The organism is Hydrophilobacter chitinilyticus, from assembly GCF_049860745.1.
In the GTDB taxonomy this organism is placed as follows: domain Bacteria; phylum Pseudomonadota; class Gammaproteobacteria; order Burkholderiales; family Burkholderiaceae_C; genus Rhodoferax_B.
The window spans coordinates 4910616-4925409 of the sequence record NZ_CP187561.1; the positions used below are offsets into that span (position 1 = coordinate 4910616).

13 protein-coding genes are annotated in these 14794 nt (G+C 61.8%); 8 read left to right on the top strand and 5 right to left on the bottom strand.

Annotated elements, in window-relative coordinates:
• Positions 1-26: 26 nt before the first annotated feature.
• Together ACPWMG_RS21880 and ACPWMG_RS21885 are read left to right on the top strand one after the other, a co-directional pair.
• Entirely contained in the window at positions 27-1766 is a 1740-nt protein-coding gene (locus tag ACPWMG_RS21880; protein ID WP_483301619.1) for an IlvD/Edd family dehydratase, read from the top strand.
• Between the two features lie 37 nt (positions 1767-1803).
• A complete protein-coding gene (locus ACPWMG_RS21885; RefSeq protein WP_483301620.1) occupies positions 1804-2742 on the top strand; it encodes a dihydrodipicolinate synthase family protein in 939 nt (312 codons plus the stop codon).
• A 3-nt stretch (positions 2743-2745) separates the two neighbouring features.
• Here ACPWMG_RS21885 and ACPWMG_RS21890 read toward each other — a convergent pair whose 3' ends face one another.
• On the bottom strand, positions 2746-3315 hold the full coding sequence (locus tag ACPWMG_RS21890; RefSeq protein ID WP_483301621.1) for a pseudouridine synthase: 570 nt from the start codon (positions 3313-3315) through the stop codon (positions 2746-2748).
• Between the two features lie 161 nt (positions 3316-3476).
• Here ACPWMG_RS21890 and ACPWMG_RS21895 point away from each other — a divergent pair, with 161 nt between their 5' ends.
• The 5 genes from ACPWMG_RS21895 (at position 3477) to ACPWMG_RS21915 (ending at position 8798) form a co-directional block, all read left to right on the top strand.
• The gene (locus ACPWMG_RS21895; RefSeq protein WP_483301622.1) at positions 3477-4898 is read left to right on the top strand and encodes a DUF1254 domain-containing protein; all 1422 of its coding nucleotides are present in this window, start codon (positions 3477-3479) and stop codon (positions 4896-4898) included.
• 29 nt (positions 4899-4927) lie between these two features.
• Positions 4928-6406: a DUF1254 domain-containing protein gene (locus tag ACPWMG_RS21900; RefSeq protein WP_483301623.1), complete on the top strand. Its 1479-nt coding sequence runs from the start codon at positions 4928-4930 to the stop codon at positions 6404-6406.
• Between the two features lie 89 nt (positions 6407-6495).
• Complete coding sequence (locus tag ACPWMG_RS21905) at positions 6496-7338, top strand: dienelactone hydrolase family protein (RefSeq protein WP_483301624.1); 843 nt, start codon at positions 6496-6498, stop codon at positions 7336-7338.
• A 154-nt stretch (positions 7339-7492) separates the two neighbouring features.
• Positions 7493-7861, top strand: coding sequence for a DUF1428 domain-containing protein (locus ACPWMG_RS21910; protein WP_483301625.1), 369 nt, complete (start codon positions 7493-7495; stop codon positions 7859-7861).
• Positions 7862-8111: 250 nt separating this feature from the next.
• Complete coding sequence (locus ACPWMG_RS21915; protein ID WP_483301626.1) at positions 8112-8798, top strand: L-2-amino-thiazoline-4-carboxylic acid hydrolase; 687 nt, start codon at positions 8112-8114, stop codon at positions 8796-8798.
• 3 nt (positions 8799-8801) lie between these two features.
• Here ACPWMG_RS21915 and ACPWMG_RS21920 read toward each other — a convergent pair whose 3' ends face one another.
• A complete protein-coding gene (locus ACPWMG_RS21920; RefSeq protein ID WP_483301627.1) occupies positions 8802-9719 on the bottom strand; it encodes a LysR family transcriptional regulator in 918 nt (305 codons plus the stop codon).
• A 115-nt stretch (positions 9720-9834) separates the two neighbouring features.
• Between ACPWMG_RS21920 and ACPWMG_RS21925 the strand changes: the two genes are divergently transcribed.
• Positions 9835-10467, top strand: a complete 633-nt coding sequence (locus tag ACPWMG_RS21925) for a pyridoxamine 5'-phosphate oxidase family protein (RefSeq protein ID WP_483301628.1) — start codon at positions 9835-9837, stop codon at positions 10465-10467.
• A gap of 69 nt (positions 10468-10536) precedes the next feature.
• Here the strand turns inward: ACPWMG_RS21925 and ACPWMG_RS21930 are convergent, their stop codons facing one another.
• The 3 genes from ACPWMG_RS21930 to ACPWMG_RS21940 all read right to left on the bottom strand — a co-directional run bounded on the left by ACPWMG_RS21930 (position 10537) and on the right by ACPWMG_RS21940 (position 14765).
• Complete coding sequence (locus ACPWMG_RS21930) at positions 10537-12708, bottom strand: TonB-dependent receptor (protein WP_483301629.1); 2172 nt, start codon at positions 12706-12708, stop codon at positions 10537-10539.
• A 287-nt stretch (positions 12709-12995) separates the two neighbouring features.
• Entirely contained in the window at positions 12996-13487 is a 492-nt protein-coding gene (locus ACPWMG_RS21935) for an aminoacyl-tRNA deacylase (RefSeq protein WP_483301630.1), read from the bottom strand.
• 213 nt (positions 13488-13700) lie between these two features.
• On the bottom strand, positions 13701-14765 hold the full coding sequence (locus ACPWMG_RS21940) for an aldo/keto reductase (protein ID WP_483301631.1): 1065 nt from the start codon (positions 14763-14765) through the stop codon (positions 13701-13703).
• Positions 14766-14794 lie beyond the last annotated feature (29 nt).

Below are 14794 nucleotides of genomic sequence, written 5' to 3' on the forward strand. Positions count from 1 at the left end.
AGTTTTTTCCAACGACACCCCACACCATGTCTGACACTCCGAAACGCAAACTCCGCTCCACCGAATGGTTTGGCACGGCCGACAAAAACGGCTTCATGTACCGCAGCTGGATGAAGAACCAAGGCATCCCCGACCATGAGTTCGACGGCCGCCCCATCGTTGGCATCTGCAACACCTGGTCGGAGCTGACACCGTGCAACGCCCACTTCCGCAAAATTGCCGAGCACGTGAAGCGCGGCATCTCTGAAGCGGGTGGCTTTCCTGTTGAGTTCCCGGTGTTCTCCAACGGCGAGTCCAACCTGCGCCCCACCGCCATGCTCACGCGCAACCTGGCCAGCATGGACGTGGAAGAAGCCATTCGCGGCAACCCCATTGACGCTGTAGTGCTGCTCACCGGCTGCGACAAAACCACGCCCGCGCTGCTGATGGGTGCGGCCAGTTGCGACATTCCGGCCATCGTGGTCACCGGTGGGCCCATGCTCAACGGCAAGCTCGAAGGGCGCGACATTGGCTCGGGCACAGCCGTGTGGCAACTGCATGAGTCGCTGAAGGCAGGCGAGATCAACCTGCACCAGTTCCTGGCGGCTGAGGGCGGCATGAGCCGCTCCGCCGGCACCTGCAACACCATGGGCACCGCTTCCACCATGGCCTGTATGGCCGAGGCGCTGGGTACCTCGTTGCCCCACAACGCGGCCATTCCGGCGGTGGACGCGCGCCGTTATGTGCTGGCGCAAATGTCGGGCATGCGTGCGGTGCAAATGGCCAAGGAAGGGCTCACGCTGTCGAAGATTCTCACACGCGAGGCGTTTGAAAATGCCATCCGTACCAACGCGGCCATTGGCGGCTCGACCAACGCCGTCATCCACTTGAAGGCGATTGCCGGGCGCATCGGTGTCGACCTGGAGCTGGAAGACTGGACGCGTATTGGCAGCGGCACGCCCACGCTGGTTGACCTCATGCCCTCGGGCCGCTTCTTGATGGAAGAGTTCTACTACGCCGGTGGCCTGCCCGCCGTGCTGCGCCGCTTGGGCGAAAACGGCTTGCTGCCGCACCCGAATGCGCTCACCGTCAACGGCAGCAGCCTGTGGGACAACGTGAAAGACGCACCCAACTACAACGACGAGGTGATCCGCACACTCGACAATCCGCTCATCGCCGATGGCGGCATCCGCATCTTGCGCGGCAACCTGTCGCCACGCGGCGCGGTGCTCAAGCCATCGGCCGCCACGCCCGCCCTGCTGCAACACCGTGGCCGCGCCGTGGTGTTTGAAGACTTTGACGACTACAAAAAGCGCATTGGCGACGAAGACCTGGACGTGGACGCCAACTCCGTCATGGTGCTAAAGAACGCCGGCCCGCGCGGCTACCCCGGCATGGCCGAGGTGGGCAACATGGGCCTGCCGCCCAAGCTGCTGCGCCAGGGCATCAAAGACATGGTGCGTATTTCTGATGCGCGCATGAGCGGCACCGCCTACGGCACCGTGGTGCTGCACGTGGCGCCCGAAGCCGCCGCCGGTGGCCCGCTGGCCGTGGTGCGCCAGGGCGACTGGATCGAGCTCGACTGCGCCGGTGGCCGCCTGCACCTCGACATCAGCGACGAAGAACTTGCCGCGCGCATGGCCGCCCTGACCGACGCCGCACCGCGTGGCCGCAAAGGCGGCTACGAGCGCCTGTATGTCGACCACGTGTTGCAAGCCGACGAAGGCTGCGACTTCGACTTCCTGGTGGGCTGCCGTGGCTCGGATGTGCCGCGCCACTCGCATTGATCCGCACGCATTTCACAACATCTGACGAGACCTGTACATGAGCACCCAACACACTCGACAAACTCCGCGCTTTAAGGGCGTGTTCCCCGTAGCCCCCACCACGTTCAAAGAAGACGGCACGCTCGACCTGGAAAGCCAAAAGCGCTGCATCGACTTCATGATCGACGCCGGCTCGCAAGGCATCTGCATTCTGGCCAACTTCTCCGAGCAGTTTTTGCTAGGCGACGACGAGCGCGAAGTGCTCACGCGCACAGTGTTGGAGCACGTGGCCGGTCGTGTGCCCATCATCGTCACCACCACACACTTCAGCACCCACGTGTGTGTGGAACGCTCGCGCCGCGCACAGGCCATGGGCGCGGCCATGGTGATGGTGATGCCGCCCTACCACGGCGCCACCTTCCGCGTCACCGAGCCGCAGATCTACAGCTTCTACCAACAACTGTCCGACGCGCTCACCATCCCGATCATGGTGCAAGACGCGCCCGCCAGCGGAACGCCCTTGTCGCCCGCTTTCCTGGCACGCATGGCCACCGAGTTGGAGAACGTCGCCTACTTCAAGATTGAAACCGCCGGTGCCGCCTCCAAGCTCCGCGAGCTGATCCGCCTGGCCGACGCGGCGGTGGAAGGCCCGTGGGATGGCGAAGAAGCCATCACCCTGCTGGCCGACTTGGACGCAGGCGCCACGGGCGCCATGACCGGCGGCGGCTACCCCGACGGCATTCGCCGCATCACCGACGCCTACTTCGCCGGCAACCGCGAAGAAGCCGTGGAGCAATACATGCGCTGGCTGCCCCTCATCAACTACGAGAACCGCCAAGCCGGCTTCCTGGCGGCCAAGGCGCTGATGAAAGAAGGCGGCGTGATCACCTGCGAAGCTCCGCGCCACCCGTGGCCCAACATGCACCCCGAGGTGCGCAAAGGCTTGCTGGAAGTGGCCCGCCGCCTCGACCCCGTAGTGCTGCGCTGGGGACGATAAAGCTCAGAGGTTGATGGGGGCGTCTTGCCAAGTGCCAGGCGCCAACCCACCCAGCGTGTAAGGCCCCACTGCCGCGCGCACCAGCCGCAAGGTAGGAAAACCCACCGCCGCCGTCATGCGCCGCACCTGCCGGTTGCGGCCTTCGCTGATGGTCAAGGCCAGCCATGCCGTGGGAATGCTCTGCCGCACACGAATCGGCGGGTCACGTTCCCACAACGCGGGCGCCTCAGACAGTAGCCGCGCCTCTGCGGGCCGCGTCAGGCCATCGTTCAACATCACGCCCTGGCGCAACGCGACTAGGCTCGCCTCGTCCGGCACACCCTCCACCTGCGCCCAATAGGTCTTGGCCATCTTGAAGCGCGGGTCGGCAATCCGCGCCTGCAGCTTGCCATCGTTGGTGAGCAGCAGCAGCCCCTCGCTGTCGCCATCCAACCGGCCTGCGGCATAGACACCTGGCAGGTCGATGAAGTCCTTCAAACCACGCCAGCGGCCTTCGGGCTGAAACTGGCTCAGCACGCCGTAGGGCTTGTTGAAGAGGATGAGGCGGGAGGAGGAATTAGGGGCGAGGCTCATGGGTGGTGGAGCATAACAAGCTGGGAACGCTGACAGGTGCCCACGTTGTATGCAGCAAGACCTTGCAGGAGTTGCGTTTCGATATGACGCCGCTGACCACATTTGTGCGCTAGAGTGGCGCGGGTATTGAGTAGAAGACTTTATCTACGAAAGACTAAATCATGCGCAAATGTATTCGGACTGCCCAGCTTCCTGCCGCACTGTGCACCGCTCTGGCGATGGCACTGTCATCTACCGCTGGCATGGCTGCACCCGCTTATGAAGACCCGGTGCTCACCTTGGGCTCCACACCTGACGTGGTGCAAAAAGGCACGGAAGCGGATGCCTATTCGCTGGCCGTAATGGCTTACATATGGGGGTACCCGTTGGTGCGCATGGAGCGCGTCATGCGCGAGTATGTTGAGGTGCAGTCGCCGCGCCCGCCCACCAGTTATCGCGCGCCGCTCAACCAAATGGGTTGGGCCAGTGTGTTGGCCACGCCTGCAGCCAAAGACATGCCAACGGCCAACAACGACACGCTGTACACCAGTACCGTGGTCGACCTAGACCAACCGTATGTGCTGACCGTACCAGACACACATGACCGCTACTACGTCATCGACGTGTTCAACATGTGGCAGGAGCTTGAGCACTATGTTGGCCGCCGGGTGACGGGAACCAAGGCCGGCAAGTTTGTGCTGGTTCCCCCCGGCTGGAAAGGTGCCTTGCCCAAGGATGCCAAGCGGCTGGACGTCACCACCAGCAAGGTATGGCTCTGGGGCCGACTGCAGTCCAAACAAGGGGAAGACGGCGCGCAGGTGGTTGCGCTGTCGCAAAAGTTCTCGGTCAAGTCGCTGAATGGCAAACAAAATCCGAGCAAGACCTTGGCGCCGCTTCCAGACATCCAGGGAAATGAGTTCGGGCTTTTCACCCAACTGGCGGCGGCATTGAAAGACAACCCGGTTCGCCCACAAGAAAAAGCGCTATTCGGTCAGTTCGCGCGCATAGGCCTGACCGAAAAGGGTTTTGATGCCAGTAAGCTCAGCGAGCCAGCGCTGCGCGGAATGCGCCGCGCCATCCAAGATGCCCCGTCGGTGGCGGTCGCGTCCGTGGTGGGCACTTCGGAGTTGCGCAATGGCTGGAGCTGGGTCAAGGGGCTGGACAGCTTCGGCTACAACTATCCTCTGCGTGCCGCTGTGGCCGGCCCCTACCTGGGCGGCCAGGGTGAGCGTGAAGCGATGTACCCCATCCGCTACACCGACAGCAAGGGGCAGGTTTTAACGGGCGAAAAGAAATACGCTGTCCGCTTTTCTTCCAAACCGCCTGTGGACGCATTCTGGTCGCTGACCGTCTACAACGCAGATGACAAGATGCTCATCGAGAACCCCATCCAGCGCTACAAATTTGGCTCTGACACCCCAGGGCTGGTGCAAGAGCCAGACGGTTCATTCACCCTCACGCTGCAGCGCGAAAAGCCGGACAACACGTCCAACTGGGTGCCCACGCCTGCCGGTAACTATTATTTGATTTTGCGTCTGTACCAGCCGCAACCCAAGGTGCTTGAGGGTCAATGGCCATTGCCACAGGTTGATGCGGTGCCGTAAACAGCGTAACGCTCTCATAGGAGTCATTCATGGAGCATGCAACCCAACGTGAGATGGCAAGCCGACTGGTCATGAGCGCGGTGCTCGCCCTCGGCGTACAAGCCTCCGCCTTCGCCCAACAGGGTCAAGAACCTTTCGGTGGGCAGCCCCCGCAGGGCATGCAGGCCTCGGTGAAAGACCTGGACTACCAACTCAAATACCAGCGTGCTTTCGAGGCCACACTCTGGGCCATTCCTGCGGCCGCCATCTACCGCTTTCGCGGCGCAGCGTTTGATGACTTGGGCCTGAAAGACAACGACATCATTTCGTACAGCGCCCCGGCCACACCCAAGCTGGAAGCGCTCACCGCCAACAGCACCACGCCCTACATCACGGCGTTTACCGACCTGCAAAAAGGACCTGCCGTGCTGGAAATTCCTGCCGCCGGCGCCGACGGCAGCGTGTACGGTCAAATCGTCGACGCCTGGCAACTCACCATTGCCGATGTGGGGCCTTCGGGCAAGGACAAAGGCAAGGGCGGCAAGTACCTGTTGACGCCGCCCGGCTACAAAGGCGCCATTCCGGCGGGCTACATCCACATCCCATCGCCCAACTACCGCGTCGCCTTTGCTTTCCGCTCTGTACCGGTGCCGGGCAAAACCACAGCCGACGCCTATGCGTATGCCAAGCGCTTGCGCATGTACTACTTGTCTGAAGCCAAGAGCCCGCCCAAGCAACGCTTCATCGACCCCATCAACGACCGCTACGCCACCCTGCCGTTCTACGACGAGCGCATGTTCAAGGACATCTACGACATCTTCACGGTCGAGCCCGTACGCCCCCAAGACAAGTTGATGATGGGCATGCTCAAGAGCCTGGGTATCGAGCGCGGCAAGCCGTTCGCGCCGGATGAGACAACGAAGCGTGCCATGCGCCAGGGCGCGATTGATGCCTGGTATTACCTGCAAGGCGTGTTCGACAACTTTCCTAAAGACAAGCTGTTCTGGCCCGACCGCAATTACGCGTCGTTGATGCAGACCGACGACAACCGCCGCTTCACGTTCGACTACAAAGACCGTGTGGACATCATTGCACGTGCTGCTCAGTACGCCTGGTGCACCTATGTGCCCGAACAGTTGAGCGACACACCTGCCACGCAATACACCGTGGCCGTGGCCGACAAAAATGGCAAGCCTCTGGATGCTGGAAAGCTCTACAAGGTGAACGTGCCGGCCAATGTGCCAGTCAAACAGTTCTGGGCCCTGACGGTGTATGACCGTGCCACGTTCTCGTTCATCTACAGCGAAAGCAACCGCACCACGCTTTCATCTTTCGACCTCGACAAGATGACCAAGAACGCCGATGGCAGCACAACGATTTATGTCGGCCCTAAGGCACCCGAGGGTCTTCAGGCCAACTGGATCCCGACCTCTGGCAAGCGGCCTATGCCGATGTTCCGCTACTACGGCCCGATGGATGACCTGAATCAAAAACGCTTCAAGATGCCGGACTTTGAGGCAGCCGAGTGAGCGCTCAACACTGCATATTCCTGCTTGCTGGTCGGGCCAATTCATGGCATAAGCTGCCCTGTAATTTGATCTAAAAAGGTAAACCAACCATGTGCGATCTGAACGACCAGGAAGAACTCAACAAGTACACACGCCGCGACTTCGGCACGTGGGCGGCATCGGCAGGCTTGCTGACCGTGCTGCCCCGTGTGGCCAACGCCGCAGCCGTGACCGAGCGCGAGGTGACCATCACCACGCCAGACGGCGTATGCGACGCGTACTATGTCGCCCCCGCATCGGGCGCTGCGCCCGGCGTGCTGGTGTGGCCTGACGTGTTTGGCCTGCGCCCGGCCTTCCGGCAAATGGGCAAGCGGCTGGCCGAATCGGGCTACAGCGTGCTGGTGGTGAACCCGTTCTATCGCCAAAAGAAGGCGCCCACCGCAGGTCAAGGCGGCCAGACGCCAATAGCAGAAGTGATGCCGCTGATGCAGGCCCTGACGCCAGCCATGCACCTGAGCGACGGCAAGACCTTTGTGGCCTGGCTCGACGCCCAACCCGAAGTGGACAAGGCGAAAAAGCTCGGCACCACAGGTTATTGCATGGGCGGGCCGATTGCGGTGCGCACCGCTACCGTGGCACCCGACCGCATCGGCGCTGTGGGCACCTTCCATGGCGCCGCCATGGTGACCGGCGCGCCCGACAGCCCGCATAAGCTGGTGGGCCAGACCAAGGCGCGCTACTTGATCGCCATTGCCGAGAACGACGACACCAAACAGCCCGAGGACAAAAACGCGCTGCGTACCGCGTTAGAGGCCGCAAAGCTGTCTGCCGAGGTGGAGGTGTACCCAGCGGCCCACGGCTGGTGCCCGCCCGACACACGGGTCTACGACGCGGCCCAGTCTGAGCGCGCGTGGACGCGCCTGCTGGCGACCCTCAGCAGCGGTTTGGCCTGACCTTGGCCATCGACTGATTTGCCTGCCCAGGTGCTACGGCGCCCGGGCATTGCAGGCCATGTCGATTGGGCATGCTGTTGGTCGTCGAAAGATCGTTGCAAGATGACGAGGCGCTCTCATGGCGCCAACTGCTCAACCTCTCCGGAGAGAAGATATGTCGTACATCGATGGTTTCGTGATTGCCGTTCCCACCGCCAACAAGCAAAAGTTTATCGAGCATGCCCGCAAGCTCGACCCGCTATTCCTGGAGCTCGGCGCGATCCGTGTGATTGAGGGCTGGGGCGACGACGTCCCCGATGGCAAGGTCACCGATTTTCGGCGCGCGGTACAGGCCACTGCCGAAGAGACCGTGGCCTTTTCGTGGGTTGAATGGCCGGACAAGGCCACGCGCGACGCCGGCATGAAGAAGATGATGGAAGACCCGCGCATGGACCCGTCGGCCCCCGGCAACCCGCCCATGCCCTTCGACGGCAAACGCATGATCTTCGGCGGCTTCGAACAAGTGGTGGAAGTGAAGGCTTGAGCGGGAGAGCGATTCCGCCGTACTGGCATGATTTCGCCAGAGAGTACTTGCTATCAATAGCGAAGCTTCCCACGCTTTCTGGATAAGCGACGGAGCTACTTTTTTTCAAGACATTTTTGCCTGAACCATGGGCAATTTGGCCCCAACCCTGTACGAAGGCCGCGCCGATGTCGATGCCCGCAGAAGCGGGGCTTTCGCCATGGTTTGCCGGGTACGTTTGCATTAGGCTCAATGCGTTGCGAGGCACCCCATGGCTGAAAACATTCATCCCTTTTACGAATCGCATCGCGAAGCCATGACGGCCGCCATGCGCCAGAGGCTGGAGCTTGCCGAGTCAATGCTGCGCCAGCTTGCGCATCTGTCGAATACCGATGACCTCAAACAAGAGGTGATGGCCGAGTTCGAAACGGTGCTCACCCAAATGCCTTATGTCGGCGGCACGGCCAGCCGCATGAGCGACTTCTTCATGCGGCTCATCGGCTTCATGGCCATCAGCCGCGTGCTTACGCGGCATGGCGTACCGCTGCCGGTGATCGGCGAGATCGAGCGCGACACCTACAAGGCGCAATTACTTACCGCACCCGAAGCGGAGCGCCTGGCCGCCGGGCGCCAATTCATGTCGCCAGAGAACCAGGCTTTGATACGTGAGCAGGCGGCCATGAGCAGCACGGCAAACCATCGTGAAGCGTTTCCCGAAGACTTCGTCTACGACTTTGTCGAACCCGGCCCGGATGACCACTTTGACTTTGGCATCAACTACAAGGCCTGCGGTTTTTGCAAGTTTGCAGCCCACCATGGCGACACCGAAATCTTGCCGAACATCTGTGGCCTTGACTTCGTCGCTTACGCGGCGCGCGGCATCCACCTGGAAAGAACACAAACCTTGGCTGGCGGCGCGAGCCATTGCGACTTTCGGTTCACCCAGCGCACGCCCTAGCCCTCACGACGGCCGAGCCACAGCCTCAATCGCCTCCCGCAACCGAGGCGCCGAAAAGTCCAGAAACCTCCGCATCTTCAGCGGCATCTGGCCGCGCGAAACATGCACTAGGCTGACGGGTAAGGGCTCGGGCTCGTAGCTTTCCAAAATGGTCTGCAGCTTGCCGCGCTGAATCGAATCCACCACTTGGTAGTGCATCAACCGCGTGACGCCCACGGACAGGCTCGCGGCTTCTGCTGCGGCTTCGGTGGTGGTCACCGCTAAACGGGGCTGCAGGTGTACGTCGACAGCTGCGCCTGAGTTCGGATGGCGGAAGCGCCAGCTCGGGGACGTCTGCAGAACATCAACCGTCACACACGGGAAACGCGCCAGATCTGCAGGCTCCAACGGTACCCCATGTGCAGCCAGCAGTGCCGGGCTGGCACACGTCACCAAGCGCATGCTGCCCACGGCCGTGGCGACCATGGCGCTGTCGGGTAGCTTGCCGATGCGCACGGCCATGTCGACGTGGTCGTCCACCAGGTTGACGTTGCGGTCGGCGAGCATGAGGCGCACCTGGATCTCGGGGAAAGCCGCCAAAAACTCGGCTACCACAGGCAACACGTGCAGGCGGCCAAACATGATGGGCGCGGTGATGACCAGCTCGCCCTTGGGCTCGGTGAATTCACCGGCGGCTGTGCGCTCGGCCTCTTCCACTTGCTCCAGGATGCGGCGGGCGGACGCGAGGTAGGTCACGCCGGCATCGGTCAAGGTGAGCTTGCGTGTGGTGCGGATCAACAACCGAGCACCCAGCCGCGCCTCCAAGTCGGTGATCTTGCGGCTGAGCGTGGCCAGCGGCACCTGCAGAGCGCGTGCCGCTGCGGAAAGGCTACCCGCTTCGGTGACGGCCACCAGCATTGACATGGCTTCCAAACGATCCATGGGCCACCTTTCCGTTTTTTGGTAGAGACATTGCCGAATTTAACGGATTATCAAATTAACTGAGAAGGCGCACCATTCAGCCATCAACTTCTTAAACCACTGATTGGAGAAGACCATGGCCTACGGATTTTTGGATATCGCGGTGACCCCCAGCGTGCAAGCCGCGCAAGCGTCCATGGGCGCCGACCACCTGTGGCAAGACTTCAAAGGCCACCGCGAGTTCGACCGGTTTACGCGCAACGAGGCCGCCTTCATTGCCGCGCGCGACAGCTTCTACATGGCCACGGTGTCGGAAACCGGCTGGCCCTACCTGCAGCACCGTGGCGGGCCGCGTGGCTTTTTGAAGATGGTGGACGACCAAACGCTGGCGTTTGCCGACTACCGTGGCAACCGGCAATACATCAGCAAGGGCAACCTGGCGGCCGACAACCGTGCCAGCCTGTTCTTGATGGACTACGCCGGCCGCACCCGCCTGAAGATTTTTGCGCGCGTGGAAGAAGTGGCGCTGGATGCCGACCCGGCGCTGACCGAGCTGGTCACCGTGCCCGGCTACAAGGCCAAGCTGGAGCGCATCTTCCGCGTGAAGCTGGAGGCGTTTGATTGGAACTGCCCGCAACACATCACGCCGCGCTTTACCGAAGAAGAGATCACCACCGCCGTAGCCCCGCTGCGCGACAAGTTGAGCGCACTGGAGGCTGAGAATGCCGAACTGCGGGCGCAACTGGCGGCGAAGGGAAACGGCGGATGAAAGCGCGGGGTTCGCGGGCAGGTGACCTTAACACTGCTGCCCGCGAGGCCGTCGCGCTTTAGGTTTCGCTTAGAAGTCGATCTGTGCCGACATCATCAGCGTGCGCGGAGCGCCCACGGTGACGTAGCCCGTCGCGGTCACCCAATAAGCCTTGTCGGCGATGTTTTCCAGGTTGGCACGAAAGACCACGGGCTTGTTGGCGATCTTGGTGGCGTAACGCGCGCCAATATCCACACGCGTCCAGGCCGGCATGCGCAACGTGTTGGCCGCGTCGTAGTACATGGATGACGTGTTGATCACGCGGCCGTTCAAGCTCAGGCCGGGCACCCACGGGGTATCCCAGTCCAGACCGACGTTGAACGTGCTGTCGGGCACGCCGCTGACGTCTTTGCCCTGGTTCACACCGCCGGCCGCCTTGGTCAGCTTGGCGTCGGTAAACGACGCGCTGGCCATCAGGCGCAGGCCGCGCTGGATTTCGCCATAGGCCGTCAGCTCCAGGCCACGGTTGCGTTGTTCGCCACCAAAGCTGTAGAGGTTGGTGACAGGGTCGGTCATCGCGCTTGGACGCGTAATCTGGTACAGCGCAACCTGGGTCAGCAGCTTGCCCCAGTCAGCCTTCACACCCACTTCGTATTGCTTGGACTTTTGCGGGGCAAAAATCTGGCCCGCGTTGGCCGTGGTCGCACCCGCCACACCGCCTGGCTGTAGACCGGCTGTGTAGTTGCTGTACACCGAGATGTTCTGTTGAGGCTTGAACACCAGCCCGACCAACGGCGTGATGGCGCTTTCCTTGTAGGTGGAGACGCCTGCAGCACTCTTCTGATCGATGGTCTGGTCGCGTACCCCCAGGGACACCAGGAAGCGGTCGTTCAAGAAAGCCAGTGTGTCCACCAGCGCCAGGCTGGATTGTTCCAGCTCGCCCGATTTGGTGGGCGTGCCACGCACGAAGTTGATGCTTGGCAAGGGGGCTGGGTTGTAGATGTTGGACGACGCGATCGCGTTGGTCAGTTGGTAGAAGTAGCCGCTTTCACGCTCCATGAGGTTGGCCGCCGCCACCAGCGTATGGCTTACAGCACCCGTCTTGAATTTGGTGCGCACGCCGACTTCGCCCGACGTGGTCTTGTTGTATTCGTCGTAGTAGCCGTTCTTGATGGTGAAGTCGCCCGCCGTGTTGATGCGCTGTTGCGCGGTCGGGAAGTTCTGCTGGCTCGACACATCGGAGTAACCCAGACTGCCATAGACGGTGGTGCTGTCGGTGATGTCGTATTCGGCGCGCGTGATGGCGGTCTTGGCCTGGTCAGAAAGCACGGTGCCGGGGTTGTAGTTGGTGCGCGGATTGGGCACAGCAGGGATCTGCGTGATGCCGGCCAGGAAGGCGCTTTGCGGGCGGAATTCGGTGGTTTTGCTGTCGGTGCTCAATAGATCTGCCGACCAGCGCAGGCGGGCGCCAGCGTAGTCCACGCCCAGCGAACCCAGCCCCAGGCTTTGCTTGCCGCCGTCAATGTTGCCTTCGCCGTTGCGCCACACGCCGTTGACGCGCACGCCCCATTGGTTGTCTTCACCAAAGCGGCGGCCCACGTCCAGGTGGGTGCCGAATTGCGCCTTGCCCATATAGGTGGCCGTCAGGCGGGTCAATGGGGTATCACTGGCACGCTTGGTCACAACGTTGATGCCGCCGCCGATGCTGCCGCTGGGGCCGGTTCCGTTGGTGAAGGCGGCTGGGCCCTTGAGCACCTCAACGCGCTCGATCATTTCGAGTGGCATGCGGGTGGAGGGCGACAAGCCATACAGGCCATTCATGGCCACGTCGCGGGCCGAGACCGAGTAGCCACGGATCTGGAAGTCTTCACCATAACCGCCACGCGCCTGCAAGGTGCGCACCGAGGCGTCGTTCATCACCACGTCGGAGATGTTCAGCGCCTGCTGGTTCTCGATCAACTCCGAGGTGTAGTTGGTGGTGCTGAAGGGCACGTTCATCAGATCAACCCGGCCGAGCAAACCCAGATCGCCGCCACGCGCCAACTGGCCGCCCGAGTACGTCTTTTGCAAGCCGCCGATGGCTTCGGCCTGGTCGGTCACGACCACTTCGTCAAGGCTTTTGCCTGTGGGGGTGGTCTGCGCCACTGCGCCAGCGGCCGCCAGCACGAGGCCGGCGCCCAGGACTTGGCGAATCAGGAGGGCGAGTGGAGTGGGTGCAAAACGGGGTTCTGCGCGAGACGAATGGCCAATCGACGAATGCATGGAGGAGTCTTGAAAAAGAAAAAGACGAACGGAAGCCGGCAGAGCCGGGTCGAAAGCAAGGTGGGCGTTGAGTGAACCGCCGCTGAGCATGCAGCGTGGGTGCTTCAGCTTAGAAGCGAACGGTAATAGCAACCATTCTCATTGTAATTTGCGTGTAACTCTTGTTGAAGATACAAGCGAGAAAACGTGGCTATTGTTGCGTTATCGATACAAATAGCGATCGACACGTTTGTGCGCGGCGCCCTCTCCCACCGGGCCGCGCCGTTGAACTCGAGCGTTTTGAGGCGTTAAAGCGGCAAGCCGCACTGCACGGGCTTGGCGCCCAGCAGCGTCACACACACCTGCGGATCGATACCAACCAGGTAACCCCGCCGCCCACCATTGATCAAGATGCGCGGCAGCGCGAGGATGGTTTCTTCGATGAACACCGGCATGGTCTTACGTGTGGCAAACGGCGAAGTGCCGCCCACCATGTAGCCACTGTGCCGGTTCGCCACTTCCGGCAAACAAGGCTCCACCGACTTGGCCCCAATCTGCCGCGCCAGATTCTTGGTCGACACCTTGAGGTTGCCATGCATCAACACAATCAGCGGCTTGGCCGCCTGGTCCTGCATCACCAGCGTCTTCACCACCGTGAACGGATCAAACCCCAGCACCTCCGCACTGTGCTGCGCCCCGCCATGCTCCAGATACTCGTAACTGTGCTCGGTGAAGTCGATCTTCTGCGCCCGCAGCAACTGCGTGGCGGGCGTTTCAGAAATATGCGCTTTGCTGGCCATGGCAAAAACTTAGAAGGAAATAATGCTCCCTACGCTTAGAGGACGAGCGTAAGAAGCTATACAAACAATAGCAACCTCAAAATCAAAACGCACTGCACCGATGGCCCCAACATGGGGACTCGCGGAACCGGCTTCGCCGGGCCGCAGAGTCCGCCCCCAGCAGGGGGGTTGGCGCAGCGACACGCAGTGCGCGAAGACTGGGGGGTTACTCAATCACTGCGCCGGGTCGCGCAATTCCCAGCGGATCTTGTCGATCTCGGCCAACACCTCAGCCGACAGCGTGGTGCCCCAAGCGTCCAGATCCTCATCCAACTGCGCCACCGTGGTCACACCGATGATGGTGCTGGCCACTTGCCACTTGGTGTAGCAGAAGGCTAGTGCCAGTTGCGTGGGCGTCAAACCGTTGGCACGGGCCAGGGCGTTGTAGCGGCGCGCGGCGACCAGCGCATCGTGGCGGCCCCAGCGTTGTTTGCGCACCGATTCGTAACGCGCAATGCGCGCGCCTTGCGGCGCTTCAGGGCCGGTGGTGCCGGAGGCATCGTACTTGCCGGTCAACAAACCGAAGCCGAGTGGCGAGTACGCGAGCAGCGACACGCCCAAGCGGTACATGGTTTCGTCCAGACCGTTTTCTACCGTGCGGTTCACCAGGCAGTAGGGGTTTTGCACGGTGGCCACGCGTGGCAGGCCATGCTGTTCGGCCAGGCGCACGAACTCGTGCACGCCGTAAGGCGTTTCGTTCGACAAGCCTACGGCGCGGATTTTGCCGGCCTTGACCAGGCGCGCCATCGCGTCCAGTTGCTCGTGGATCGGCGCCACGGGCAGATCTTTTTCGGGATCGAAGTACACGTTGCCAAAAGCCGGCACGTGGCGTGCAGGCCAATGGATCTGGTACAGGTCGATGACGTCGGTCTTCAGGCGCTTCAGGCTGTCTTCACAGGCGGCGGTGATTTCGGCGCCGGTCAAATCAGCACTGCCGTTGCGCACCCAAGGCATGCCGCGCGAAGGGCCGGCCACTTTGCTGGCGACCACCAGCTTTTCGCGGGCACCGGGGTTCTTGGCGAACCAGTTGCCGATGATGGTCTCGGTGGCGCCAAAGGTTTCGGCACGTGCGGGCACCGAGTACATCTCGGCCGTGTCGATGAAGTTCACGCCGCGCTCCAACGAGCGGCTCAGAATGCTGTGCGAGGTCGCCTCATCGACTTGCTCGCCAAACGTCATGGTGCCCAGGCAGATCGGCGTCACACGCAGGTCGCTGTGGCCCAACTGAACTTGATTCATAAACTCTCCCAAACAGAAAGACCAGAGTT